Source organism: Pseudoduganella plicata (assembly GCF_004421005.1).
In the GTDB taxonomy this organism is placed as follows: domain Bacteria; phylum Pseudomonadota; class Gammaproteobacteria; order Burkholderiales; family Burkholderiaceae_D; genus Rugamonas; species Rugamonas plicata.
This window is the reverse complement of record NZ_CP038026.1, coordinates 721,653-748,631: the sequence shown is the minus strand read 5'-3', so window position 1 is coordinate 748,631 and position 26,979 is coordinate 721,653. Positions and strand designations below refer to the sequence as shown.

General features: G+C 65.4%; 19 protein-coding genes and 1 pseudogene. 9 read left to right on the top strand and 11 right to left on the bottom strand.

Annotation, left to right across the window (positions count from 1 at the left end; all coding sequences use genetic code 11):
* Positions 1-65 precede the first annotated feature (65 nt).
* Together purL and E1742_RS03115 are read left to right on the top strand one after the other, a co-directional pair.
* Complete coding sequence (gene purL / locus E1742_RS03120) at positions 66-4,091, top strand: phosphoribosylformylglycinamidine synthase (RefSeq protein WP_134383512.1); 4,026 nt, start codon at positions 66-68, stop codon at positions 4,089-4,091.
* 303 nt (positions 4,092-4,394) lie between these two features.
* Positions 4,395-5,309, top strand: coding sequence for a LysR substrate-binding domain-containing protein (locus E1742_RS03115; protein WP_134383511.1), 915 nt, complete (start codon positions 4,395-4,397; stop codon positions 5,307-5,309).
* Between the two features lie 113 nt (positions 5,310-5,422).
* Here E1742_RS03115 and E1742_RS03110 read toward each other — a convergent pair whose 3' ends face one another.
* On the bottom strand, positions 5,423-5,923 hold the full coding sequence (locus E1742_RS03110) for a VOC family protein (RefSeq protein ID WP_134383510.1): 501 nt from the start codon (positions 5,921-5,923) through the stop codon (positions 5,423-5,425).
* Between the two features lie 276 nt (positions 5,924-6,199).
* Between E1742_RS03110 and E1742_RS03105 the strand changes: the two genes are divergently transcribed.
* Entirely contained in the window at positions 6,200-7,525 is a 1,326-nt protein-coding gene (locus E1742_RS03105; protein ID WP_134383509.1) for an IS4 family transposase, read from the top strand.
* A gap of 49 nt (positions 7,526-7,574) precedes the next feature.
* Here the strand turns inward: E1742_RS03105 and E1742_RS03100 are convergent, their stop codons facing one another.
* From E1742_RS03100 to E1742_RS03075, 6 genes are all read right to left on the bottom strand, one after another.
* Positions 7,575-8,354, bottom strand: coding sequence for a peptidylprolyl isomerase (locus E1742_RS03100; protein ID WP_134383508.1), 780 nt, complete (start codon positions 8,352-8,354; stop codon positions 7,575-7,577).
* A 142-nt stretch (positions 8,355-8,496) separates the two neighbouring features.
* The gene (locus E1742_RS03095; RefSeq protein ID WP_134383507.1) at positions 8,497-9,285 is read right to left on the bottom strand and encodes a peptidylprolyl isomerase; all 789 of its coding nucleotides are present in this window, start codon (positions 9,283-9,285) and stop codon (positions 8,497-8,499) included.
* Positions 9,286-9,471: 186 nt separating this feature from the next.
* Positions 9,472-9,759: a BolA family protein gene (locus E1742_RS03090; protein WP_134383506.1), complete on the bottom strand. Its 288-nt coding sequence runs from the start codon at positions 9,757-9,759 to the stop codon at positions 9,472-9,474.
* Entirely contained in the window at positions 9,756-10,388 is a 633-nt protein-coding gene (locus tag E1742_RS03085) for a septation protein A (RefSeq protein WP_307721905.1), read from the bottom strand. The genes E1742_RS03090 and E1742_RS03085 overlap by 4 nt, the downstream gene beginning before the upstream one ends.
* Positions 10,389-10,396: 8 nt before the next feature.
* Positions 10,397-10,804, bottom strand: coding sequence for a peptide-methionine (R)-S-oxide reductase MsrB (gene msrB, locus E1742_RS03080; protein WP_134383505.1), 408 nt, complete (start codon positions 10,802-10,804; stop codon positions 10,397-10,399).
* Between the two features lie 13 nt (positions 10,805-10,817).
* Complete coding sequence (locus E1742_RS03075; RefSeq protein WP_134383504.1) at positions 10,818-12,398, bottom strand: protein adenylyltransferase SelO; 1,581 nt, start codon at positions 12,396-12,398, stop codon at positions 10,818-10,820.
* A gap of 51 nt (positions 12,399-12,449) precedes the next feature.
* Here E1742_RS03075 and E1742_RS03070 point away from each other — a divergent pair, with 51 nt between their 5' ends.
* Both E1742_RS03070 and E1742_RS03065 read left to right on the top strand, forming a co-directional pair.
* On the top strand, positions 12,450-14,180 hold the full coding sequence (locus E1742_RS03070; RefSeq protein WP_134383503.1) for a 3-(methylthio)propionyl-CoA ligase: 1,731 nt from the start codon (positions 12,450-12,452) through the stop codon (positions 14,178-14,180).
* 64 nt (positions 14,181-14,244) lie between these two features.
* Complete coding sequence (locus E1742_RS03065) at positions 14,245-16,338, top strand: 3-hydroxyacyl-CoA dehydrogenase NAD-binding domain-containing protein (RefSeq protein WP_134383502.1); 2,094 nt, start codon at positions 14,245-14,247, stop codon at positions 16,336-16,338.
* 88 nt (positions 16,339-16,426) lie between these two features.
* On the opposite strand, the gene E1742_RS03060 is transcribed toward E1742_RS03065, so the two are convergent.
* Both E1742_RS03060 and nadB read right to left on the bottom strand, forming a co-directional pair.
* Positions 16,427-16,966 (bottom strand): GNAT family N-acetyltransferase, encoded by a 540-nt coding sequence (locus E1742_RS03060; RefSeq protein WP_134383501.1) that lies wholly within the window; start codon positions 16,964-16,966, stop codon positions 16,427-16,429.
* 1 nt (position 16,967) lies between these two features.
* Entirely contained in the window at positions 16,968-18,581 is a 1,614-nt protein-coding gene (gene nadB / locus E1742_RS03055; RefSeq protein WP_134383500.1) for an L-aspartate oxidase, read from the bottom strand.
* Positions 18,582-18,759: 178 nt separating this feature from the next.
* On the opposite strand from nadB, the gene E1742_RS03050 reads away from it, so the two are divergent.
* The 3 genes from E1742_RS03050 to prsR are packed head-to-tail and all read left to right on the top strand — an operon-like array spanning position 18,760 to position 23,595.
* Positions 18,760-20,139 (top strand): TIGR03013 family XrtA/PEP-CTERM system glycosyltransferase, encoded by a 1,380-nt coding sequence (locus tag E1742_RS03050; protein ID WP_134383499.1) that lies wholly within the window; start codon positions 18,760-18,762, stop codon positions 20,137-20,139.
* Positions 20,140-20,153: 14 nt separating this feature from the next.
* Positions 20,154-22,226 (top strand): XrtA/PEP-CTERM system histidine kinase PrsK, encoded by a 2,073-nt coding sequence (gene prsK / locus E1742_RS03045; protein ID WP_134383498.1) that lies wholly within the window; start codon positions 20,154-20,156, stop codon positions 22,224-22,226.
* A 10-nt stretch (positions 22,227-22,236) separates the two neighbouring features.
* Positions 22,237-23,595, top strand: a complete 1,359-nt coding sequence (gene prsR, locus E1742_RS03040; RefSeq protein ID WP_134383497.1) for a PEP-CTERM-box response regulator transcription factor — start codon at positions 22,237-22,239, stop codon at positions 23,593-23,595.
* 35 nt (positions 23,596-23,630) lie between these two features.
* Here prsR and E1742_RS26050 read toward each other — a convergent pair whose 3' ends face one another.
* On the bottom strand, positions 23,631-24,269 hold the full coding sequence (locus E1742_RS26050; RefSeq protein ID WP_166793363.1) for an ABC transporter permease: 639 nt from the start codon (positions 24,267-24,269) through the stop codon (positions 23,631-23,633).
* A gap of 160 nt (positions 24,270-24,429) precedes the next feature.
* Positions 24,430-25,569, bottom strand: a pseudogene (locus E1742_RS03035) (putative O-glycosylation ligase, exosortase A system-associated); the annotation flags it as partial.
* Between the two features lie 239 nt (positions 25,570-25,808).
* Between E1742_RS03035 and E1742_RS03030 the strand changes: the two are divergent.
* A complete protein-coding gene (locus E1742_RS03030) occupies positions 25,809-26,978 on the top strand; it encodes a glycosyltransferase (RefSeq protein ID WP_134383496.1) in 1,170 nt (389 codons plus the stop codon).
* The last annotated feature ends 1 nt before the right edge of the window (position 26,979 follow it).

Sequence of the window (26,979 nt, the reverse complement as noted above, 5' to 3'; positions counted from 1 at the left end):
CCCGTGCCCCATCTCGTGCATTTCTTTTCAATCCGCAGCCTCGCTGCATCAACTCGCTCCCAACCATGTTGATACTCCCGGGCTCCAACGCCCTGTCCGCATTCCGTAGCCAGCGTCTCCTGTCCCAACTCCAAGCCGTACTGCCTGCCGTGACGGCCGTGCAAGCCCGGTACGTCCACTTTGTCGACGCTGGCGCCCCCGTCAGCGCCGAGGACGAAGCACGCCTGCAAGGCCTGCTGACGTATGGCGAACCGGCCCAGGCCGACGCCGGCGACGGCGTGGTGGAAGAGTTCATCGTGATCCCGCGCTTCGGCACGATCTCGCCCTGGGCATCGAAAGCCACGGACATCGTGCACAACTGCGGCATGACGCATATCCACCGCGTCGAGCGGGGCGTGGCGTATCGCGTGATCCTCAAGGGCGGCATCCTGGGCAGCAGCATCGGCGCGGCGAAGAAGCTGGACGCGCTGCAGGCGCAGGACATCGCGAGCCTGCTGCACGACCGCATGACCGAATCGGTGCTGCGCCACCCCGATCAGGCGGCGGACCTGTTCCGCACCCTCGTCGGCAAGCCGATGGAGTCGATCGACGTGCTGGGGGCCGGCCGCGCCGCGCTGGTGCAGGCCAACGCGGACCTGGGCCTGGCGATGTCGATCGATGAGATCGACTATCTGAACGACGCTTTCACGGCCGCGCAGCGCAACCCGACCGACGTCGAGCTGATGATGTTCGCCCAGGCGAACTCGGAGCACTGCCGCCACAAGATCTTCAACGCCGACTGGACCATCGACGGCGTGGCGCAGGACCGCTCGCTGTTCAAGATGATCAAGAACACGCACGAGAAGCAGCCGAAGGGCACGATCGTCGCGTATTCCGACAACTCGTCGATCATGGAAGGCGCTGAAGTGACGCGCTTCTACCCGCGCGGCGAGGGCCACGAGTATGGCGCGTCGCATGAACTGATCCACACGCTGATGAAGGTGGAAACGCACAACCACCCGACGGCCATTTCGCCGTTCCCTGGCGCCTCCACCGGCGCGGGCGGCGAGATCCGCGACGAAGGCGCGACGGGGCGCGGCGCCAAGCCCAAGGCCGGCCTGACGGGCTTCACCGTCTCGAACCTGTACCTGCCGGACGCCGTGCGGCCGTGGGAGAATGCCGCGAACGTGACTGCGCCGCTGGCCGGCCGGGATACGTCGACAATCTACGGCAAGCCGGAACGCATCGCCTCGCCGCTGCAGATCATGATCGACGGCCCGCTGGGCGGCGCCGCGTTCTCCAACGAATTCGGCCGTCCCGTGCTGGCCGGCTACTTCCGCAGCTACGAGCAGAACGCCGGCCATGCCGTGTACGGCTATCACAAGCCGATCATGATCGCTGGCGGCATCGGCAATATCTCGGGTCGGCACACGCACAAGAACGACATCCCCGTCGGCAGCCTGCTGATCCAGCTGGGCGGCCCGGGCATGCGCATCGGCATGGGCGGCTCGGCCGCGTCGTCGATGGCGACGGGCACCAATACGGCCGACCTGGACTTCGACTCGGTCCAGCGCGGTAATCCGGAAATGGAGCGGCGCGCCCAGGAAGTCATCAACGGCTGCTGGCAGATGGGAGAGAAAAACCCCATCATCTCGATCCACGACGTGGGCGCGGGCGGGCTGTCGAACGCCTTCCCCGAGATTACCAACGACGCCAGGCGCGGCGCCATCTTTGATTTGCGCAAGGTGCCGCTGGAGGAATCCGGCCTGGCGCCGAAGGAAATCTGGAGCAACGAGTCGCAGGAACGCTATGTTCTCGCCATCGCCCCGGACGACCTGGCCACGTTCCGCGCGCTGTGCGAACGCGAGCGCTGCCCGTTCGCCGTCGTCGGCACGGCCACCGAGGAACGGCAGCTCAAGCTGATCGATCCGGAATCGGACGACGCACCCGTGGACATGCCGATGGACGTCCTGCTGGGCAAGCCGCCGAAGATGCACCGTGACGTCACGCACGTGGCCCGCGAATTCCCGGCCATCGACCTGACCGGCGTGGACCTCGTCGACGCGGCGCAGCGCGTGCTGCTGTCGCCAACGGTTGGCGACAAGAGCTTCCTGATCACCATTGGGGACCGCACCGTGGGCGGCACTTCCGTGCGCGACCAGATGGTGGGACCATGGCAGGTGCCGGTGGCCGATTGCGCCGTCACCACGCTGTCGTACGAAGGCTACCTGGGCGAGGCGATGGCGATGGGCGAGCGTACGCCGCTGGCCGTCATCGACGCACCGGCTTCGGGCCGCATGGCCGTCGGCGAAACGATCACCAACCTGGCCGCGGCACCGATCGCGGACATCTCCGACATCAAGCTGTCGGCCAACTGGATGGCGGCCTGCGGCCAGCCGGGCCAGGACGCGGCGCTGTTCGACACGGTCAAAGCCGTCGGCATGGAGCTGTGCCCTGCGCTGGGCATCAGCATCCCGGTCGGCAAGGATTCGCTGTCGATGCGCACGACATGGAGCGACGACGGAGAAGCCAAGGCGGTCGTCTCGCCCGTCTCGCTGATCGTCTCCGGCTTCGCGCCCGTCTATGATGTGCGCAAATCGCTGACGCCGCAGATCCGCATGGACGCCGGCGACACGGCCGTCATCCTGATCGACCTGGGTCGCGGCAAGAACCGCCTGGGTGCATCGATCCTGGCACAGGTGCTGGGCCAGCTGGGCAATGCGGCGCCGGACGTCGACAATCCTGAAGACCTGAAAGGGTTCTTCGCCGCCATCCAGCAACTGAACAAGGACGGCAAGCTGCTGGCCTACCACGACCGTTCGGACGGCGGCCTATATGCCACGCTGACGGAAATGGCGTTTGCCGGCCGCGCCGGCCTGTCGATCAACCTCGACATGCTGACCCTGGAAGGCGAGCACGCGGCCGACTGGGGCGACGCCAAGAACTGGGCAGGCCAGGTGGCCGAGCGCCGCAACGAGCTGACGCTGCGCGCGCTGTTTGCCGAGGAACTGGGCGCCGTCATCCAGGTGCGGGCGGAAGAGAAGTCGGCTGTCATGGACGTGCTGCGCTCGTTCAACCTGGGCGCCTGCAGCCATATCATCGGCAAACCAAACGACCGCGGCGTGATCGAGTTTACCCGCGATGCCAAGCTGATTTACACGCAGGCGCGCAGCGCGCTGCACCGCCTGTGGAGCGAAACGAGCTGGCGCATCTCGCGCATGCGCGAGAACCCGGCCACAGCGGACGCGGAATACGACCGCGTGCTGGACGAAACGGATCCCGGCATCACGCCGAAGGTCACGTTCGACCTGGCGGACAACGTCGTGGCGCCGTTCCTGGCGACGGGCGCGCGCCCACGGGTGGCGATCCTGCGCGAGCAGGGCGTCAACTCGCACATCGAGACGGCATGGGTCATGCACCAGGCGGGCTTCGCCGCCATCGACGTGCACATGAGCGACCTGATTGCCGGCCGTGTAAAGCTGGCGGACTTCCAGGGCGTGATCGCCGTGGGCGGCTTCTCGTACGGCGACGTGCTGGGCGCCGGCGAAGGCTGGGCCAAGTCGATCCTGTTCAATCCTGCCTTGTCCGACCAGTTCGCGCAGTTCTTCGCCCGCACCGACACGTTTGGCCTGGGCATTTGCAACGGCTGCCAGATGATGAGCAACCTGAAGTCCATCATCCCGGGGGCGCAGGCATGGCCGAAGTTCACGACGAATAAATCCGAGAAGTTCGAGGCCCGCTTCGCCATGGTCGAAGTGCTGGATTCGCCGTCGATCTTCTTCCAGGGGATGGCCGGCACGCAGAGCCCGATCGCCATCGCCCACGGCGAGGGTTACGCGGACTTCAGCCAGACGGGCGACATCGCCACGGCAATTGCTGCCATGCGTTTCGTCGACAACCACGGCAACGCGACGGAGGCCTATCCGTACAACCCGAACGGCTCGCCGGGCGGGCTGACGTCGGTGACGACGCCGGACGGGCGCTTTACGGTGCTGATGCCGCACGCCGAGCGCGTGTTCCGCACGGTGCAGAACTCGTGGGCGCCAGAGTCGTGGGGCGAGGAATCGCCTTGGATGCGGATGTTCCGCAACGCACGCAAATACGTAGGTTGATGCACGTCGGCTGACGCCGAGGGGAGCAATGAAAGCCGGGCTTGCCCGGCTTTTTTACGTCTCAGCGCACGAAGACCAGGTGCGCGTAGATGCGGCGCACTTCCGCGGCCACGTCGGTCACGAACGGTTTGGCTGCCGGGGTTGCCGAGGGCGCCGGGGGCGGCGCAGGTTGGGCTGGACATGTCGATCTCCTTGAAGTGGGCGGACCTGCCGGTGTTTTTATCGGCCGCGTGAGTTATATTGTCCGCTTGTCATTGACGACGCTCAAACGAGAAATAATGCGGGGAAGCCCAAGGAAAGCTTATGCAGGATAGACCGCTGCGCAGCCTGTCGGGGCTGATCGACTTCGACTGCGCCGCGCGCTGGGGCAGCTTCACGCTGGCCGCGCAGGAGCTGCACAAGACGCCTGCGGCCATCAGCCTGCAGGTCAGGCAGCTGGAGGAATCGGTCGGCTTTGCGCTGTTCGTGCGCCACCCGCGCCATATCACGTTGACGGACAAGGGCCAGGACCTGGCGGTGACGGTGGCGCAGATGCTGCGCGAGCTGCGCGCAAAGGTCGATCTGCTGCGCGGCGGGCACGACGAGCACGTGCTGCGTATCTCGACCACGCATTCGTTCGCGCTCAAATGGCTGGCGCCGCGGCTGGGCCAGTTCACCCAGTTGCACCCCGAGCTCGACATCCGGCTCGACTCCAGCGACCGCCTCGTCGACGTGGAGCGCGAAGACGTGGATGTGGCGATTCGCCACTGCGTCACGCGCGACCACCCGGCCGTGCTGTTCGAGGAACGCATGGTCGTCGCCTACAGCCCGGCGCTGCTGGGCCCTGGCGAAACCGAGCTGACCCTGGCCGACCTGGGACGCTTCCCGCTGCTGTACGAGGACACGACAGAATACTGGGCGCGCCTGCTGCAGGCCAACGCCACGCTGGAAGGACCATACGATTTCTCGCGCAGTTTCAGCCACTATGGCGTGCTGACGCAGGCCGCAGCGGCCGGGCAGGGCATCGGTCTGGTGGCCTACTCGATCGCGTACGACGATATCCAGAAAGGCGCCCTGCGCCTGATGCGGGCAAACAGCGTGCCGTACCCGCGCGGCTACTGTTTTGTCGTGGCCGCGCACAAGGCCGAGCGGCCGAAGATCCGGCGGTTCCGCGCGTGGCTGCAGGGGCAGATGGGTATCATGCGGCGGGCACTGGAGCAGGGCCAGGCTGGCGCTTGAGGAACCCAGCCCTTGGCAAATACCGTCGAAACGCATGAGGAATTCCGGGGTCACCCGGAGGGTCTGACCCCAGCCCTCGGCAAGTGGCGTCGAAACGCTTGAGGAACTCCGTCTTACTCGCCCTTGAACGCCGCCTGCAGCGCGGCGATATCGAGCTTTTTCATGCCCATCATCGCCAGCATGGCGCGCTGGGCACCGGCGGAGTTCTCGTCCGCGTATAGCTCCGGGAACATCGCCGGCGCGACCTGCCATGACAGACCGTATCGGTCCTTCAGCCAGCCGCACATCTGCGCGGTCGGGTCGCCCCCTTCGCCCAGCGTTGTCCAGTAGTGGTCGATCTCCTCCTGGGTGTCGCACAGGATCATCAGCGACACCGCCTCGTTGAATCTGAAGGCCGGGCCGCCATTGAGGGCGATGACGGACTGGCCGGCCAGTTCGAAACTGACCGTCATGACGGAGCCTGGGGCGCGGCCGTGGTGTTCCTGGCCCGCCTCGCTGTAGCGCAAGGTGCCGGTGATGCGGCCATCCGGGAACACCGACGTGTAGAACTGTGCGGCCTCTTCGGCTTCGCTGTCGAACCACAGGCAGGGGGTGATCTTGCTCAGCTTTGCCATGACAGTCTCCTGGCGTAAAGGTGGACGTCCATGCTGGCACGGCGCGCACGCGACCGCAACTCCGACGAAAGAGGGAGGCCGGGAGGCAAGGCCGGGGGCAGGTCCGACAATCGGACAAACGTAACGCGCAAGGCTGGGCCCGTGTCCAAACGTCGGACCTTACCCCGATGTGCAATAAAAAAAGCGCCCCGCGGGGTAATGCCGTTCAGTTAAGACTGAACGGCATTTCTATTTTGCGGTTGTAAACGCCCCGCATCACTGTTAACCTTCGTCGCCATGTTCGACGACACCCTGCATTTCCTAGCGAATCATCTCGAGTCTCCTGATTGGGCGAGGCTGGGAGAGCATTTGCCGTATGAATGGGTCGAGCAGGCGGTGTTGAGCACGGAGGCGGCCAGTATCCGACATCGGCGTCTACCCGCTGAGCAGGTCGTGTGGCTGATGGTCGCGCTGGCTTTGTATAGGCACAAATCCATCAGCGAAGTGCTCGATGATCTTGGTTTGGCGGTACCGGATTCACAGACGCCATTCGTCAGCAAGAGTGCTGCGGCACAAGCCCGCCAACGCGTCGGACAAGCACCTTTGAAATGGCTATTCGAGCGTTCGGCCAGGCACTGGGTTGCGCAGGACAAGAAGGCCTATCTGTTCAAGGGGTTGCAGTTGTTCGCCATGGACGGAACAACCTTGCGTACGCACGACACGGTGGAAAATCGCGAGCATTTCGGGGCGCAAAGCTACGCGAGCGATACGGTCGCAAGCTATCCTCAGGTGCGAGGTGTCACCGTGACATCGCTCCCTACGCACTTGGTACACAGCGCCGTGTTTGGGCCGTACTCGACCAATGAAATGCTGTATGCAAAGCAGCTGCTTGGCACCATTCCGAATGAATCACTGACGGTTTTCGATCGAGGTTTCCTGTCAGCCGAGATCTTATGTGGCCTGACAGGCAGCGGCGCTGAACGGCACTTCATCATCCCGTCCAAATCGAATACCAAGTGGGAAGCAATCGAGGGCGAAAGCGAAGATATGCTGGTGCGCATGCGCGTCTCGCCCCAAGCCAGGGCCAAGTGCCCAGAGTTGCCCGAGTTCTGGGAAGCGCGGGCAATCACCGTCGTTGACGCCCAAGCACGCAAGCGCATCTTGCTGACGTCGCTACGCGACCGCCGTCGCTACAAGCCAAGTGATATCGCCCTCTGCTACGACAAGCGCTGGGGAATTGAGACGAGTTACCGGGAGCTCAAGCAGACCATGCTCGGCACAGCGCTGACGCTGCGCTCGAAAACCGTGGACGGGGTATATCAGGAAATCTGGGGCACTCTTATTGCTTACAACCTAATCCGGCTCGAAATCGCCAAAGCCGCACTGGCCGTCAAGTGTGAACCGACCGAGGTAAGCTTCATCCGCGCTTTTCACCTAATCCAGTTTGAACTGCACTGGGCAGGGGTCACCAGGTCGTACGGAAAACTGCCTGCATCAATGAAGCACCTACGAGAAAGGTTGGTTAGCCTCCTGAACGACGAACGGCCCGGCCGCAAATGCGACCGGGCCGTCAAGGCAACGCCGAAGCGTTACGCCGTCCGGAAGGTCAAGAAGCTACCTTAACTGAACGGCATTAGCCCCGCGGGGCGCTTTTTGATGGCAAGCCGCAGGCTTACTGCACCTTGGCTTTCTTGACCAGCTCGTCGCGGTAGGCGGCGATCTTCTTCTGCGTCAGGGCCTGTTCGATCTGGCCCTTGACTTCGTCCAGCGCCGGCACCTTGGCGGCGCGCGAGCCTTCCAGCTTGATGACGTGGTAGCCGAACTGCGACTGCACCGGCTTGTCCGTTACCTGGCCATCCTTCAGCGCGATCATCGCGTCGGAGAACGGCTTGACGAAGTTGCTTGGGCTGGCCCAGTCCAGGTCGCCGCCGTTGGCTGCCGAGCCCGTGTCCTTCGACTGCTTGGCCAGCTCTTCGAACTTGGCGCCGCCTTTCAGCTTGGCGATGATGTCCGTGGCTTCCTTCTCGGTACCGACCAGGATGTGGCGCGCGCGGTATTCCTTGTCGCCCACGGATGCCTTGTACTTGTCGTACTCGGCCTTGACTTCGGCGTCCTTGACGGGGTTCTTCTTGACGTAGTCGGCCAGCATCGCGTTGATGACGATGCTCTGGCGCGTGTTTTCCAGGGCCTGCTTGACGTCAGGCTTGTTGCTGTAACCCTGTTTGTCGGCTTCCTGCACCATTACTTCACGGGCGATCAGGTCTTTCTTGATGGCTTCGCGCAGCTGCGGGCTGTCCGGCTGCTTGCCCTGGGCGGTCACCTGCTTGACGACGGTGTCCAGGCGGGAGGCAGGGATCGCCTTGCCGTTGACGGTGGCGACGTTCTGGGCGAACGCCGGAGCGGCGACGACGGCGATCAATGCTAACAACAGGCGGGCTGGCTTCAAAATCATTATCACATCCTATAAAAATACTGAACCGTAAGGGTCGTCGAATCCGTAAGGGATACCGAACCCGTCAGGGTGCTTTCACATGTTCATCCCGGCGCTGGCGATGCCCGGCGCCGGACCTGAAATACCTACCAGACTGCGTACCTTACTGAATCTTGGCCTTTTTGACCAGCTCTTCCTGGTAAGCCTGCAGTTTCTTCTGGGTCAGCGCCTCTTCGATCTGCGGCTTGACTTCCTCCAGCGACGGCAGCTTGGCGGCACGCACGTCATCGACCTTGATCACGTGGAAGCCGTTTGGCGTCTGTACCGGCTTGTCGGTGACCTGGCCCTTCTGCAGTTTCACGAACGCGTCCGAGAACACGGGCGGGAACGAGGACGGGGTTGCCCAGTCCAGGTCGCCGCCGTTATTTGCCGACCCCGCGTCCTTCGACCCCTTGGCGAGGTCCTCGAACTTGGCGCCGCCCTTGAGCTTGGTGATGATCTCGTTCGCCTGCGCTTCCGTGTCCACGAGGATGTGGCGTACGTGGTATTCCTTGTCGCCCGTTTCCTTGACGAAGCGGTCATACTCGGCCTTGACATCGGCATCCTTGACCGGATTCTTCTTCATGTAGTCGGCCACCATGGCGTTGACGACGATGGCCTGGCGCGCGTTCTCCAGCTGCGCCTTGACGGCCGCATCCTTGCTGTAACCCTGTTTTTCCGCTTCCTGCATCAGCACTTCGCGGCTGATCAGGTCTTTCTTGATCATGTCCCGCAGCTGCGGCGAATCCTGCTGCTGGCCTTGCGCGACGACCTGCTTGACGATCGCGTCCACGCGCGCGGTCGGGATGGCCTTGCCGTTGACCACAGCGAGGTTTTGGGCGTATGCCGGAGCCGTGGTGACGGCGAGCGATGCGAGCAGTGCAATCAGCAGCGGGGCTGGCTTAAAAGTCATTATTATTTCCTACGGGAAAAGTGATAGCAAAAAGCGGCAGGGAAGGGACTAAATCACGGAAGATGTCTCGACTATTCAATTCTTGATGGTTCCCAACACAACACGCATTTAAACTGCAGCATTCATACTTCTTTGAAAGCACGGCGGGCGCACAGCCACAGGACCGGCGCCCGAAAACCTGACGCGTTACGGCGTGCCGGCGTTCCGTTCCGACGGGGCCATCGCGGTAATGGCCAATGCATGAATCTCTTTATGCATCATATCGGCCACGGAATCATACACCAGACGATGACGCATGACGAGGTTCAGGCCTTCGAATTTCGCTGAGGATATACTTAAGCGGTAATGCCCACCGCCGGACGCGGCGCCGGCATGGCCCGCGTGCAGTGCCGACTCGTCGTCCAGCACGATTTCGGCGGGTCCCAGCGCCGCTTCCAGGCGCTGGCGGATCTTGTCGAGACGGGGATCGTTCATGCTTCATCCTTGATGTGGCGCGACAGATAAAAGCCCTGTGCCACGAAAAACACCAGCATCAGGCCGGTAACACCGAATGCCTTGAAACTGACCCACGCATTGGTATCGGCCTTGAACAGCACGAAGGCCACAAACAGGTTCAGCAGCCCCAGCGCGACCCAGAACAGTACCCAGACCGTATTCAGGCGGCTCCAGACTTCATCCGGCAGCGCAATCTGTTTCTCCATTGCCGCGCGAATCAGGTTCTTGTTGAAGAAACGCGATGCGACGATCATGGCCGCGGCAAAGCTCCAGTAAATGATTGTCGGTTTCCATTTGATGAAATCGTCGTCATGGAAATAGATCGTCAGGCCGCCGAAGAACAGGAACACCACCATCGATACCCACAGCGCGCCATCGACCTTGCGCCCGCGCAGCAGCAGATAGGCGATCTGGAGTGCCGTGGCGACGATGCCGGCAATGGTGGCGATAATGATGGGCGCCTGGCTGGCCAGAATGGCGCCACCGGAAATAATGCCGGACAGGTGGCCGTTGACCATGGCCGCCGCCGCTTCCTCGTTGCCGCCGGCCCAGCGATAGCTGCCGAAAAAGACCAGCAACGGGAATATATCGAACAGGAATTTCATCATGTTTATTATCAGTCTTCCGGAGTAAAACGCAGCGACGCCGAATTGATGCAGTAACGCAGGCCCGTCGGCGGTGGGCCGTCCGGGAATACGTGGCCCAGATGGGCATCGCACACGGCGCAAATAATTTCGGTGCGCAGCATACCATGGCTGCGGTCCACTTTCTCGATCACGTTGGCCGGGTCCAGCGCTTCAAAATAGCTGGGCCAGCCGCATCCGGAATCGAACTTGGCGTCGGAGCGGAACAGCGGCGTATCGCAGCACACGCACGTATAAATACCCTTTTCGTGGTGGTCCCAGAATTTGCCGGTGAACGCCCGCTCGGTGGCGGCGTGACGGGTGACCTGGTACTCGATCGGGTCCAGCTGGTTGCGCCATTCGGCATCCGGTTTGACAACTTTATTGGTTTGATCGCTCATGGTGATTTAAGTTTCAGGAAGAACAGCTGACTTCTAACTCCGCCGCCCAGTCGGGCGGCAGCGCGGCGTATTGTTCGTTTTCCGGCTGTTCGTCGAACGGGCTCTGCAATACCTGCAGCAGCCGCGCCACTTCGGAAAAGTCCTTCTGCTGCGCCTTGTCGATGGCGCCCTGCGCCAGGTAGTTACGCAGCACGTATTTCGGATTGACGGCATTCATCGCGGCCTTGCGTTCGGCATCGACACTGCCTTCCAGCAGCAGGCGGGTACGGTACTGCTGCGCCCACGCATCGAACGCGGGGCGGTCGATGAACAGGTCGCGCAGCGGCTCGTCGCCGGCGTTGGAACCAGCTTGCAGGCCGGACAGGCGGCGGAAGAACAGCGTGAAATCGGCGTGGTTGGCCTGCAGGATGCCGAACAGGCTGTCCAGCAGCGCGCGGTCCGCATCCGCCTGCTCCGGCAGCTGATTCAGGCCCAGCTTCGCATGCAGCAGCCGGTCCACGGTGGTGGCGAACTCGCCCTGGTAGACGTCCAGCGCGGCCTGCGTTTCTTCCACTTCGCCGATCAGCGGCACCAGCGCCTGGGCCAGCGCATAGCAGTTCCAGTGGCCGATCTGCGGCTGCATCGCATACGAGTAGCGGCCCTGATGGTCGCTGTGATTGCAGATATGCTGGGCGTTGAACGCTTCCATGAAGCCGAACGGGCCGTAGTCCAGCGTCTGGCCCAGGATCGACATATTGTCCGTGTTCATCACGCCATGCATGAAGCCGACCGACTGCCAGTGGGCGATCATGCGCGCCGTTCGCCGCGTGACTTCCTCCAGCAGCGCCGCGTAAGGGTTGTCCTCGTCGCGCAGGGCCGGATAGAAACGGTCGATGACGTAATCGGCCAGGATGCGCAGATTGCCTTCGTTGTTACGGTGGAACCAGTGCTCGAAGGAGCCGAAGCGGATGAACGTGGGCGCCATGCGGATGACAACGGCCGCCGTCTCGATCGTCTCGCGCACGACGCCCTGGTCGGAGCCCGCCACGGACAGTGCCCGCGTCGTCGGAATGCCCAGCGCGTGCATCGCTTCGGAGCAGAGGAACTCGCGGATCGACGAGCGCAGCACCGCGCGGCCGTCGCCCATGCGCGAGTAGGGCGTCATGCCGGCGCCTTTCCACTGCAGCTCCATCGGGCCTTCCGCCGTGGCGACGTCGCCCAGCAGCATGGCGCGGCCGTCGCCCAGCTGGCCGGCCCAGACGCCGAACTGGTGGCCCGAATAGACGGCGGCCACGGGTTGCGCGCGTTCGGGCACGCGGCTGCCGGCCAGGACGGCGACGGTGTCGTCGTCCACCTGCGCGGGATCGAGGCCGATCAGCCGCGCGGCCGGTGCGCTGATACCGACGAGATACGGCGCCGGCAGCGGCGTCGGCATCAGCCGGGTATAAAAGTCGGGGGGCAGACTGGCGAACGAATTCTCCAGTGGCAGGGCGATGGCAGCGATGGCTTTTCCTGGTTGATTGCGGAGCGATGCCGATTTTAACGCACCCGGCGGGAATGCAGCGGCAGCCGGCGCAAACGGGCGCGGGTGCTGCAGCGCAACATCGAAAGTCATTGACCGTCCGGCGCCGCCGCCCGTTAAATAAATGAAAACATAGGAGGCCATATGTACGCCAGTAACGTCGCCAGTAAGCCACCGCAGTCGCCTGACCTGCCGGTCAGTCCCGTCCTGGGCCGGATGATGGACGAGCCGCTGCTCGTCTCGGGCATCCTCGAATTCGCCGCGCGTCACTTCGGCACCAGCGAGATCGTTTCGCGCCGCGTGGAGGGCGACCTGCACCGTTATACCTGGCGCGACTGCCGCCGCCGCACCTGCCGGCTGGCCTATGCACTCACGAGCCTGGGCGTGACGATGGGCCAGCGCGTCGCCACGCTGGCGTGGAACGGCTACCGCCACCTGGAGGCGTACTATGGCGTCTCCGGCATCGGCGCGGTGCTGCACACGATCAACCCGCGCCTGCACCCGGACCAGATCGCGTGGATCGTCAACCATGCCGAGGACCAGTACCTGCTGTTCGACCTGACGTTCCTGCCCATCGTCGAAGCCATCGCGCCGCTGTGCCCCGGGGTCAAGGGGTGGGTGCTGCTGGCCGATGCGGACCGGTTGCCGGCCGAGACGCGCATCCCGAACCTGTCCAGCTACGAGGCGCTGCTTGCGGCGCAGCCGGACGCGCAGTTGGACGCGCAGTTGGACGCGCAGTTAGACGATTATGTCTGGCCGCTGTTCGACGAGCGCTCGGCCGCATCGCTGTGCTACACGTCGGGCACGACGGGCAACCCGAAAGGGGCGCTGTACTCGCACCGCTCGACCGTCCTGCACGCGTACGGCTCGGCGATGCCGAATGGGCTGAACGTGGCCGCCCGCGACGTCGTGCTGCCGGTGGTGCCGATGTTCCATGTGAACGCGTGGGGACTGCCGTATTCCGTACCGCTGTCGGGCGCGAAGCTGGTGTTTCCCGGACCGGCGCTGGACGGCAAGTCGCTGTTCGAGCTGTTCGAGGCGGAAGGCGTCACGTTTTCGGCCGGCGTGCCGACGGTCTGGCTGGGCCTTGTCAATTACATGAAGGAGCACGCCCTGCGCTTCTCGACGTTCCGCCGCACGGTGATCGGCGGCGCGGCATGCCCGCCGGCGCTGATGGATGCGCTGATCGACGAATTCGATGTCGAGGTGGTGCACGCCTGGGGCATGACGGAGATGTCGCCGCTGGGTACCACGTGCGGCCTGACGTCCCGCCACACGGGGCTGTCGCCGGAGAGCCAGCGCAAGGTGCTGCGCAAGCAGGGCCACGCGATTTACGGTGTCGACATGCGCATCGTCGACGATGCCGGCAGCGAACTGCCGTGGGACGGCACCACGTTCGGGCACCTGCAGGTCAAGGGGCCGTGGGTGATCGAATCATACTTCCGCGAGGAGCACAGCGCGCTGCAGGACGGCTGGTTCCCGACCGGCGACGTGGCCACCATCGACGCGGACGGCTATATGCAGATCACCGACCGCAGCAAGGACGTCATCAAGTCCGGCGGCGAGTGGATCGGCACGATCGACCTGGAAAACATCGCCATGTCGCATCCGGCCGTGCTGCAGGCAGCGTGCATCGGCATGCCGCACCCGAAATGGGACGAGCGACCGCTGCTGGTCGTCGTGCCGCGCCCCGGCATGAGCGTCACGCGCGAAGAGCTGCTCGATTTCTATGAAGGCAAGGTCGCCCGCTGGTGGCTGCCGGACGACGTGGTGTTCACGGACAGCCTGCCCGTGGGCGGGACGGGCAAAGTGCGCAAGACCGAGCTGCGCACGCGCTTCGCGACGCACCGCATGGCGGACGTGTCGAGAAAATAGCACGGTCGAACTTTTATCCGGTATAGTGATTGCATCCCCGACAACCGAAAAGAGGAACAGAGACATGAGTGCCGACTACCAAGTACACGACGGCGTCGCCGTGATCACCCTGAACAACCCGCCTGTCAACGGCCTGGGTCTCGTGACCCGCACGGCCGCCGTCGAAGGGATCCGCAAGGCGCAGGACGACGAGACGGTCAGGGCCATCGTCATCACGGGCGCCGGCAAGGCCTTTTCGGGCGGCGCGGACATCAAGGAATTCAATTCGCCCAAGGCGCTGACGGAACCGACGCTGCACACGCTGATCCGCACCGCCGAGGAGGCGAGCAAGCCGGTTGTCGCGGCCATCCACAGTGTTTGCATGGGTGGCGGCCTGGAACTCGCATTGGGCTGCCACTACCGCGTGGCGCTGCCGGGCGCCCAGGTCGCGCTGCCGGAAGTGAAACTGGGCCTGCTGCCGGGCGCCGGCGGCACGCAGCGGCTGCCGCGCGTGCTGGGCCTGGAGACGGCACTGAACATGATTGTCTCGGGCACACCCGTGGCGTCGGAAAAGCTGCCGGCGCTGTTCGACGAGGTGTACCCGGCCGGGACGGATTTCGCCGGACTGGTGCAGGGCGCGATCGCGTTCGCGCAAAGGATCGCCGACGTGCGGCCGCTGCCGAAGGTACGCGACCGCAAGGTGGACTACCCGAACCATGAGGCCTTCCTGCAGTTTTCCCGCAATACCGTGAAGACGGTGGCGGGCCCGTTCCCGGCGCCGCTGGAGTGCCTGGAAACGGTGGCCGCGTCGGTCACGATGAAGTTCGAGGACGGCCTCGCGTTCGAGCGCGAACGCTTCATGCACCTGATGCAGACGACGGAGTCGAAGGCGCTGCGCCACGCGTTCTTCGCCGAGCGCGAAGCGAGCAAGGTGCCCGACGTGCCGGCCGATACGCCCGCGCGCAAGATCGAACGGGCGGCCGTCATCGGCGCCGGCACGATGGGCGGTGGCATTGCCATGAATTTCGCCAATGCCGGTATTGCCGTCACCGTGCTGGAAACGAAGCAGGAAGCGCTGGACAAGGGCCTGGCGACCATCCGCAAGAACTACGAGAACACGCTGAAAAAAGGCAAGCTTACGCAGGAGAAGTTCGATCAGCGCGTCGGCCTCATCACCGGCACGCTGGACTATGCGGACATCGCCTCGGCCGACATCGTAGTGGAAGCCGTGTTCGAGGACATGGGTGTCAAGGAGACGGTGTTCAGGAAGCTCGACGAAGTGATGAAGCAAGGCGCGATCCTGGCGTCGAACACGTCCACGCTGGACGTCGACCGGATCGCCTCGTTCACCAGCCGCCCGCACGACGTGGTCGGCACGCACTTCTTCAGCCCCGCCAACGTCATGAAGCTGCTGGAGATCGTGCGCGGCAAGGCCACCGGGAACGACGTGCTGGCCACGACCCTGGCGCTGTCGAAAAAGCTGAAGAAGACGGGTGTCGTGTCGGGCGTGTGCGATGGCTTTATCGGCAACCGCATGATCGAGCAGTACGTGCGCCAGGCCGGCTTCCTGCTGGACGAAGGCTGCCTGCCGGAGCAGGTGGACGGGGCGATGGAGCGCTTCGGCTTCGCCATGGGCCCGTTCCGCATGGGCGACCTGGCCGGTAACGACATCGGCTGGTATATCCGCAAGCGCCGTGCCGTCGAAAAGCCGCACATCAAGTATTCGAAGACGGCCGACCTGCTGTGCGAACTGGGGCGCTTCGGCCAGAAGACGGGCGCCGGCTGGTACGACTACAAGCCGGGCGACCGCAAGCCGTATCCGAACCAGCAGGTCAACGACATGATCGTGCAGCACTCGCATGAGATCGGCGTCGAGCGCCGCCCCATCAACGACCAGGAGATCGTCGAGCGGCTTGTCTACGCATTGGTGAACGAGGGTGCGCACATTCTGGAAGAGGGCATCGCGCTGCGCGCATCGGACATCGACATGGTCTACCTGACGGGTTACGGCTTCCCGCTGTACCGCGGCGGCCCGATGTTCTACGCCGATACGGTCGGCCTGCCGAACGTGCTGGCGACCATCGAGCGCCTGGCCAAGGGCCGGCATGGCGAGGCGTGGCAGCCGGCGCCGCTGCTGGTGCAGCTGGCGGCGGAAGGAAAAGGCTTCAACTCGCGCTGATATCGGCGGACCAAAACCGGGGACAGCCACCTGTTTTCAGCAATATTGCCTGGAAATTGGTGGCTGTCCCGTTTTAAGCGCGGCGCGGTCAGCCGATGCGTTTGCGCATTCTTGCCAGGGGCACGACGGTCGCCCCGGCCGCGGTCACGAATTCTTCGACCGTCCGATAGCCCGCATCCCGATAGAAGGGCACGCCGGGCATTGTCGCCGCCATCTCCAGTTCCGCGAAACCTGCCGCCATGGCCATGCGTTCGCAATGCGCCAGCAGCATCCGCCCCAGACCCTGGCGCGCACATGCGGGATCGACAAAGAAGGCACGGATGCGTCCGGCCTGCGTGGCGGGATCCAGCAAGGGATCGACGGCGCCTTTGGCCCGGTCGCCGCCGAACAATGTCGCCCGCCTGCTCCAGCCGCCGCACGCCACCGGCACGCCGTCGCGCTCGATGACGAAATACGTGCCGTCGGCGATCAGCTGCGTATCGACGCCGAACACGTGACGCGTCAGCGCTGCGGCCTGTTCGTCCGTATAGAAACCGCCCGAAAGTCCCAGGCCGGAGCGTGCGATCAGCGCTTCCAGCGCCGGCACGTCTTCCGGCCGGGCGGGGCGCAGTCGGGGCGCGGCAGGCATGTCAGCGCCGCTTCGGCGTCAGGATGCTTGGCAGCGCCTTGGGCAGCGTCGCCGGGTAGTCGCGGCTGTAGTGCAGGCCGCGGCTTTCGCGCCGCTGCAGCGCGCTGTTGACGATCAGCGCGGCCACGTCGACCAGGTTGCGCAGCTCCAGCAGGTCGGCCGTGATGCGGAAGTTGCGGTAATACTCGTCGATTTCCTCTTTCAGCAGCGCGATGCGGTGCTGGGCACGTTCCAGGCGCTTGTTGGTGCGCACGATGCCCACGTAGTTCCACATGAAGCGGCGCAGCTCGTCCCAGTTGTGGGCGATGACGACTTCCTCGTCCGCATCCGTGACGCGGCTTTCGTCCCAGTCCGGCAGATACGGCGTGCCGTTCTTTTCCTGCGAGACGATGTCCTGCGCGCAGGCGCGTCCCACGACGACGCACTCCAGCAACGAATTGCTTGCCAGCCGGTTGGCGCCGTGCAGGCCGGTGCATGCCGTCTCGCCGACGGCATACAGCCCGGGCAGATCGGTGCGGCCGACGAGGTCCGTGACGACGCCGCCACAGGTGTAGTGGGCGGCGGGCACGATGGGGATCGGCTCCTTCGTGATGTCGATACCCAGTTCGAGGCAGCGCGCGTAAATCGTCGGGAAGTGCTCGATGAGGAATTCGGCCGGCTTGTGGCTGATGTCGAGGTGGACGTAGTCGAGGCCGCGTTTCTTGATCTCGAAGTCGATGGCGCGGGCGACGACGTCGCGCGGCGCCAGCTCGGCGCGCTCGTCGTGCGCCAGCATGAAGCGCTGGCCGGCGGCGGCACCCGCTTCCGGCGGCAGCTTCAGCACGCCGCCTTCGCCGCGGATCGCTTCCGTGATCAGGAACGATTTCGCATACGGGTGGTACAGGCAGGTCGGATGGAACTGGATGAACTCCATGTTCGACACGCGGCAGCCGGCGCGCCACGCCATCGCGATGCCGTCGCCGCTGGCCGTGTCGGGATTGGTGGTGTACAGATAGACCTTGCCGGCGCCGCCCGTGCACATCACCGTGTGCTCGGCGGCGAAAGTGTGCACCTCGCCCGTCTGCGTGTCCTGCACGTACAGGCCGTGGCACTTCGGCTGCGCGTTGCCGTGATGCGGGCGATGTCCCAGCTTGTCGGAGGTGATCAGGTCGATGGCGCAGTGGTGTTCGAACAGGCTGATGTTCGGATGCGAGCGCACCTTTGCCTCCAGCGTCGTCTGCACCGCGTTGCCGGTGGCATCGGCCGCGTGGATGATGCGGCGCTGGCTGTGGCCACCCTCGCGCGTCAGGTGGAAGCCCAGCTCCGCGCTGGTGTCGCGCGTAAACGGCACGCCCTGGTCGATCAGCCATTCGATGGCTTCGCGGCCGTGTTCCACGATGAATCGCGTGGCGCCCACGTCGCACAGGCCGCCGCCGGCGACCAGCGTGTCGGCGATGTGCTGCTCGTGGCTGTCGCCGGAGTCGAGCACCGCGGCGATGCCGCCCTGGGCCCAGTTGCTGGCGCCATCGAGCAGCTGGCGCTTGGAGATGATGGCTACTTTACGGGTTTCGGCCAGATGCAGGGCCACCGACAGGCCGGCCAGTCCGCTGCCGACGATCGCTACGTCAAATTTCATGATCTGTATGAGGTTCGCGCTAAGGAAGCATGACTATAGTCTATTTGGCAAAGAACCGTCAGGCCTCGGCCCCCTTTTGAGGGCGCACAAGATGGCGGCCGCGTCGGTCCGGCATCATGGCTGAGCCATCGGCAGCGGTGCCGGGCACGCGCTGGCAGACAGGGGCAGGGGGCGAAACGTGATCCGGATCTTCAACCATTATGTGTCACGGGTGGGCATTATCCTGCTGTTGATGGAGATGCTGATCCTGCAGGCTGCCGCGGCGATGACGTCGCTGATCTGGGTCGGCGAGGCGCATCGGCCGCTCGACCTGTATTTTTCCGCGCTGGCATTCGCGCTGATCAACGTGTTCTGCATGAGCACTCTCGGCCTGTATCAGCAGCAGGGCCGCGAAGACCTGCGCACGGTGCTGGCGCGTATGGCGCCCGCGTTCGTGCTGGGCTTCGCGCTGCTGTCGCTGCTGATGCACATGATCCCCACCATCCAGTTCGGGCGCGCCGGCGGGCTGGCCTTCGTGCTGGGCGGCGTCGGCGTGCTGCTGACGCGCATGGTGATGCTCAAGTCGTCGGGCGCCAGCATGATGGCCGACCGCCTGATCGTGGTCGGCGACGGAGCGCTGGCGCGCGAATGCCTCGACCTGGCGGCCAGCCCGTGCGGACCGCGCCGGTTCGACGTCATCGGCTGCGTTGCCGTCCCCGGCGAGGCCAGTTGCGTGCCGGCGGCAAAGGTTCTGCCGCCGGGCGAGTCGCTGCTGTCGCTGGCGCGCCGTCACGCCGCCACGGAGCTGGTGGTTTCCGTCAGCGACCGGCGCAGCGGCGCCTATCCCGTGCGCGAACTGCTCGATTGCGCGCTCGGTGGCGTGCGCGTCACGGATGCGGCCAAGTTCTTTGAGCGCGAGGCAAGCCAGATCCGCGTCGATTCGCTGCAACCGAGCTACCTGATCTTCGGCGGCGGCTTCGATCAGAGCTTCCTGCGCGCCACCGTGAAGCGCACGTTCGACCTCGCGGCCAGCGCCGCGATCTGCCTCGCCGCCTTGCCCGTGATGCTGGTGGCGGCGCTGTGCATCGTGCTTGAAGACGGCGGCCCCGTCATCTTCCGCCAGGAGCGCGTGGGCAAGGACGGACGGCGCTTCCAGGTGCTGAAGTTTCGCAGCATGGGGCCGGATGCGGAACGCGACGGCCAGCCCCGCTGGGCCACGGCCGGGGACCCACGCGTTACGCGCGTGGGCCACTGGCTGCGCAAGCTGCGCATCGACGAGCTGCCCCAGATGATCAACGTGTTCCGCGGCGAGATGAGTTTTGTCGGGCCGCGGCCGGAGCGCGCCTACTTCGTCGAACAGCTGGGCCGGGAGATCGCCTATTACGACGTGCGCCACAGCATCAAGCCGGGCATCACTGGCCTGGCGCAGGTGCGCTATCAATACGGCGCGTCGGTGGACGACGCCATTCGCAAGCTGCAGTACGACCTGTACTACGTCAAGAACAACAGCCTATTCCTGGACCTGCTGATCCTGATCGATACCGTGCAGGTGGTCATTTCCGGCAAGGGGGCGCGCTGATGGGGGCGATGCCGATGTCAACCATGCCAATACCGCTGCTGATCGCAGCCGTCAGCCATGGGCTGTGCGCCGCGGCCTTCCTGGCGTTCACTGCGCTGCTGCTGGCCGGTCGCCGCGTGCGCGAGACGCAGCGTGCCATGCTGGCCGGGTGCGCGGCCACGGGGATGTGGGCCGGCGCCGTGGCACTGCGCGGCTGGCAGCCGTGGGGGCTGGACATGGCGCAGGTGGCTTTTGCGCTGGAAGTGGCGCGCAGCGCCGCGTGGCTCGTGTTCCTGGCGCTGCTGCTGGCGCCCGCCGGGCTGCCGGTGAAGCGCTTGCTGGGCGGGATCGCGGCGCTGGCCACCTTGCAGCTGGCAATGGGGGACGTGACGATGAACCTGTGGGCGCCGACGCCGGCCAACCAGCCAGTCCTGGCGGCCATTGTCGTACGGCTGCTGCTGTCCGTGCTGGGCATCCTGCTGGTCGAGCAGCTGTACCGCGGTACGCCGCCGCGCGAGCGCTGGGGCATCAAGTTCGCCTGCCTGGGCCTGGGCACGCTGTTCGTCTATGACTTCTATCTGTTCAGCGATGCGATGCTGTTCCGCCGCGTGCAGCCCGATATCTGGGCCGCGCGCGGTATCGTGGACGCGCTGTGCGTGCCGCTCCTGGCGATCACGGCGGCGCGCAACCCCGGCTGGAAGCTGGGCCTGGCCCTGTCGCGCAAGATGATGATGCGTTCGGCCGCGCTGGTGGGCTGCGCCCTGTATCTGCTGGCCATGGCGGCCGGCGGCTGGTATCTGCGCAGCGTGGGCGGCGCCTGGGGCCCCGTCATGCAGCTGGCCTGCCTCGTCGGCGCGGCGCTGCTGCTGGTCGGCGTGCTGTTCTCCGGGACGGCGCGTGCGCGCGTGCGCGTCTTCATCAGCAAGCACTTCTACCAGGCCCGCTTCGACTACCGCGACGAGTGGCGCCGCTTCACGCAGGCGCTGTCGGAAGGCGGACCGGTACCGGGCGAACGCGCCATCCAGGCCATCGCCGCGCTGGCCGAAAGTCCGGCCGGCGCCTTGTGGATCGCGCGTGACAGCGGTGTCTGCGAGCCGGCGGCGCGCTGGAACATGCCGCCGCAGCACGGCACGGAAAGCGTCGACGGCGATTTCTGCAGGCTGCTGCGCGCGCGCCAGTGGGTGGCGGAGGCGGGCCGGCCGCTGCCGGGCACCAGCCGGATGCCGGCATGGTTGCACGAGATCCCGCAACTGTGGCTGGTCGTGCCGCTGCTGCTGCACGGCCGCCTGTTCGGCTTTGTCGCGCTGGCGCGGCCGCGCACGGCCGTCGCGCTGAACTGGGAAGTGTACGACCTGCTGCGCCTGGCCGGCAGCCAGGCAGCCAGCTGCCTGGCGCATGGCGAGCTGGCCGAACGGCTGGCGGACGCGCGCCAGTTCGAGTCGTTCAACCGGATGTCGACGTTTGTCGTGCATGACGTGAAAAACCTGCTGTCGCAGCACTCGCTGCTGCTGTCCAATGCGGAACGCCACAAGCACAATCCCGCCTTTCAGGAGGACATGCTGGCCACGCTGGCGCACTCCGTGCAGAAGATGAGCGGCCTGCTGCAGCGGCTTGTCCGCAGCGACATGGGCCACGGGGGCGAAACCGCCACGGTACTGCCGCTGGCCGGCGTCGTTCGGGCGGCCGTGCAGGCGTACGCGACGGCGCAGCCGCACCCGGTCGTCGAAGCGGCCGACGAGGCACTGTGCGCGCTGGCCGACGGCCAGCGGCTGGAGCGCGTGCTGGCCCACCTTTTGCAGAACGCCGTGGAGGCGACGCCGCCGCAGGGCAGCATCCGCGTTGCGTTGCGCCGCCAAGGCGATGCGGCGCTGATCGAGCTGCGCGATACCGGCATGGGCATGAGCGAGGCGTTCATGCGCGACCGCCTGTTCCGCCCGTTCGAGACGACCAAGCCGGTGGGGATGGGCATCGGCGTCTACGAAAGCCGGGAGTATGTGCGCGAACTGGGAGGCCGCCTGGAAGTGGACAGTTGTCCCGGCGCCGGCACCACGTTCCGCCTGATCCTGCCGCTGCACCGCGCGACCGGCGACGTTGCCGTGGCCGCCTGAGGAGAACCGCATGCCGAAACGTAAACTGCTGGTGGTCGAGGACGACGCCGGCCTGCAGAAGCAATTGCGCTGGAGCCTGGACGCCTACGACGTGCTGGTCGCCGGCGACCGCGAGACGGCGCTGGCCTTGCTGCGCCGCCATCAGCCCCCGCTGGTGACGATGGACCTTGGCCTGCCGCCGGACGCGGAAGGCGCCAGCGAAGGGCTGGCGCTGCTGCAGCAGATCCTGGCGATCGCGCCCGATACGAAGGTCGTCATCCTCTCCGGTAACAAGGACCGCGGCAACGTGCTGCGGGCCATCGCCATGGGAGCGTACGACTTCCACCAGAAACCGCTGGATGCGGACCTGCTGCGGCTCGTGATGGAGCGCGCCTGCTTCCTGCGGCAGGTGCAGCAGGAGAACGGGCGCATGCTGCAGACGCAGGCCGACTCGCCGCTGGCCGGCATCATCAGCCGCGATCCGGGCATGCTGAAGGTATGCCGCAGCGTGGAGAAGGTAGCGGCATCGTCGGCCACGGTGCTGCTGCTAGGCGCCTCCGGCAGCGGCAAGGAGCTGCTGGCGCGCGGCCTGCACCGGCTCAGTGGCCGGCACGACAAACGCTTCGTGGCGATCAACTGTGCCGCCATCCCCGAGAACCTGCTGGAAAGCGAACTGTTCGGCTACGAAAAGGGCGCATTCACGGGCGCCGCGCGCCAGACGCCGGGCAAGATCGAGCTGGCGCACGGTGGCACGTTCTTCCTCGACGAGATCGGCGATATGGCGATGGCGCTGCAGGCCAAGCTGCTGCGCTTCCTGCAGGAGCGCGTCATCGAAAGGGTAGGCGGGCGCAGCGAGATCGCCGTGGACGTGCGCATCGTCTGCGCCACGCACCGCAACCTGAAAGCGCTGGTGGACGGGGGAGGTTTCCGCGAGGACCTGTACTATCGTCTCAGCGAGATCGTGCTGCTGATCCCGCCGCTGCGCGACCGGATCGGCGACAGCGTGCTGCTGGCACAGCATTTCAGGCACCGCTTCTGCGCCAGCGAAGGCCGCTCGGGCCTGCATTTCAGCCAGGAGGCGCTGGCCGCCATCGAAGCCTATGGCTGGCCGGGCAATGTGCGCGAGATGGAAAACTGCATCAAGCGCGCGGTCATCATGTGCAACGGGAGCCAGATCATGGTGGCGGACCTGGGCTTGCCGCTGGAACCGGAGGAGGGCGGACGGGTCGAGGAGCGCATCGACCTGCGCGAGGCGCGCGAGGCGGCCGAATACCGCGTCATGGTCAAGGCACTGGCCCGTTCGGGCGGCAATATCGCCAGGGCCGCGGAGATGCTGGGCATCAGCCGCCCGACCTTGTACGACCTGATGAACCACCACGGCATCAAATAGCGGCGCCGCGGCCGCCGCCGAACGTTAAGCGCAGGTCATTCTTTCCACTGCCCCGCCGCAACCAGCTTGTTTTTCAGGCCTGGCAGCGGAAAGCCCAGCTGGTATGCCTGCTTCGCCGCGGCCAGCGCCTTGCCGTAGTCCTTCTGGCGCACGTACAGCAATCCCAGGTTGTACTGGTTGGTCGCATTGCCCGGGTCGATACGGGCCGCTTCCTCCAGCTGGGACAGCGCCGCCGCCTCCTGGCCCAGCGCCAGCAGGTAGCCGCCGAAGATGGCGCGCACGCGGGCGTCGTCGGGGCGGTACCGGATGGCGCGGTCGAAATAGCAGTGCACGGAATGCTTCGCGCCTTTCGGCGTCGCGGTCTTTTCGCGCAGGGCCAGGCGGGCCAGTGCCGCCAGCGCGCGGTGATGGTTGGCGAAGTGGTCGAGCGTGTAGCCGATGTCGCCGCCGATATGGCCGGACTGGCCCCGTTCCAGACGCTCCACCTGCGGCGTGAAGTGGAACTGCTCGACGACACCCAGCCGCTCGCGGTCGGCGGCGCTGGTATAGTCGCCGCCCGTGACGTTGTTGACGACCAGCGGCGGACAGTTGCCGGCGGCACGGGCGGGCGGGACCGCCGTGGAGGCCAGTGCGACAGCGCAGGCGGCGACGTGGGCTAGCTTGGCGGGTGTCATTATATCTCCTGTCGGTTGGGGACGACGCGGGGGGGAGGGCCGGCCGGCGGGCGCCCCGATGCTCCGCGCCGAGGTGCAGCGTCACGTGGACACGGGCTGCGATGATCGCGGCCATCAGGTAATAGGGTACGTCCCAGTAGAGCAGGCTCAGGAACGCGCCGCCCACGGCAAAGCCGATCAGGCTGGCCTGGATCATCGCGGCCAGCCGCGATGCCCAGTCCAGCTCGGCATGGCCGCGGCAGCGCCGCACGATTACGGCAGCGGATCGCCACGTGAACCAGCCCAGCAGCAGGTAAATGAACAGGCCCACGAAGCCGTGTTCGGCCAGCGCCTGGAAATAAATGCTGTGGGCAGCGTGCACGTCGGTGGGGTCGGGCGCGTACATGGCGAACGGCAGCGGCTCGTAGATGGCGAAGCCGCCGCCCATGAAGCGGTCCCTTGCCAGGTTGTACGCCATGTGCCAGGCGTTGATGCGGCCCATCGCCGACTGGTCGGCCCGGTACTGGCCGATCGTGTCCATGCGCGCGCCCCATTGCTCGGGCATGAACAGCAGCGCGAGCGGGACCAGCAGCACGAGCACCGCGCCGCCGGCCAGTTTGCGGCGGCTCTTGATCCACATGAATAACAGCATGGCGACGATGGCCAGCAGGCCGCCGCGCGAATAACTGCCCAGCGCCGCCATACCGGACAGCGCCATGGCGACCAGCATGGCGTGCCGCATCCAGCGCTTGTTCAGGTCGTGCATCAGGTAGTACATCAGTGGGATCGTCATGATCAGCGCCAGTGCCAGTGCATTGTTGTCGCCGATAAATGTGCCGACGGGTCCCCAGACGCGGTCGTTGCCGCCGCTGCGGAGCGTGAAAATGCCGCCCTTGACGCCATAGAAGCCCAGCGAAATCACCAGCACCCAGATCAGGCGCTGGACGTCTTCCCGCTTGTGCACGACCATCATCATAACGAACGTCATCAGCATGATCTTCATGACCTTGGCGTACTGGCTCCACGCGCCGTCGGGGAACATGGCGAACGGCGTCGTCAGGTTCATCCAGATGACGAACAGCACGAGGGTCAGGCTGATCGGCGTCATCGGAAAGCTGTTCTTTTCGTGCGATTTCAGCAGGCTGGCGAAGGTTGCCAGCGCGATGATGTAGGCAAACGGGAACGTGGTGGCGTAGCCCCAGCCCTGCGTGTGGGGATTCATGACGCTGATCCAGACCCACATCAGGCCGCCGTAGACGGGCCGCTTCAGCACATAGGGCAGGCCGCCGAAGACGAGCAGGAAAACAACGATATCGCGCATGGACGACCTGTCACGGAGGACCTCCGCAATGTGCGGGCGGGACGCTCATCGTAGCGCGTGGCCGGCCCGCCGCTGTTGACTGCGCTCATGCACGGCTGCGTTGCATCGCCGGCGGCGGTCGGCTTCTGGCTCGGCGCTGTCTCTGCCTGTTGATTTGCATCATGTTCTGCCCACCCGCGCCCGGTAGCATGTCCCCAAATGGGCGCACTGCATCGAAGACAGCAAACGAGGAGTGGATCATGCGAGTAGGCATATTGTCGTACCCGATGCTGTTTCAGCGCGACAGTGGGCTGCAGGCGCAGGTGCGTGAAACCATCGCCGCCCTGAATCGGTTGGGCCAGACCGATGCGCATCCGCTGCAGGCGCAACCCCTCGATCCGAACCGCGACCGCCTGGACGCGTTCGACATGATCCACGTCTTCTCGGCAGCCCACGGCAATTACCGCATTGTCGAGGCAGCGACGGAAATGGGCGTCCCGGTCGTGCTGTCGCCGCTGCTGTCGCCGGGCCGGGACCAGGCCGCGGGCTTCCGCTCCCGCGTGGCGGACCGGCTGGCCGGGCGGCTGACGGCCTGGCACGTGCAGACGCACCACGCGCAAACGAAGAAGGCGCTGCAGCTGGCCCGCCTCGTCCTGGCGCTGGCCGACCAGGAGCGCGAGACCCTGACCGCCGGCTTCATGGTCGATCCGGCCAAGATCCGGGTCTTTTCCAACGGCATTAGCCGCCACTTCCTCCATGCGCGACCGGAACTGTTCCGGCATTGCACCGGCGTAACGGGGCCGTTCGTGCTGATGGCGGGGCCGATCGGGCCGTACAGGAATCAGCTGGGTGTGGTACAGGCGCTGGAAGGGCTGGACCTGCCCATTGTGCTGATCGGCCGCTGCGGACGCGATGACCAGGGCTACCTGGAAGCGGTGCTGCGTTCGCCGCAGGTGCGCTGGCTGGGCGAGCTGCGGCAGCAGGATCCGCTGCTGGCCGCCGCGTTCAGCGCGGCGTCCGTGGTCGCGCTGCCCAGCCATGGCGAAGTGTTCCCGCTGGCCGTGCTGGAAGCGCTGTCGAGCGGCACCCCCGTCGTGATGACGGATGAAAACGCGCCGGATCTGCGCGAAAGCGCGTTCGCGCTGCGCAAGGTGCCGTGGCACGACGCCTCCGCCCTGCGGGAGGCCATCTGCCAGTTCGTCCGGCAGCGGCCGGAGCGGCAAGCGGTACGCGCGCTCGTGGAGGCCTACACGTGGCAGCGCACCGCGTCGCAGATTGCCAACTGCTATGTCGATCTTGCCACCCGGCTGGCCGCCGAGGGCGACGGGCCACCCGAGCGGGCGCGCACCCGCCAGGCGCTGCTTGCCGGGGAGCGCGCCATCGCCCGGCCCGAGCGGGAACACAAGCGGCAGCACGAGCAGCGCGCCTGAC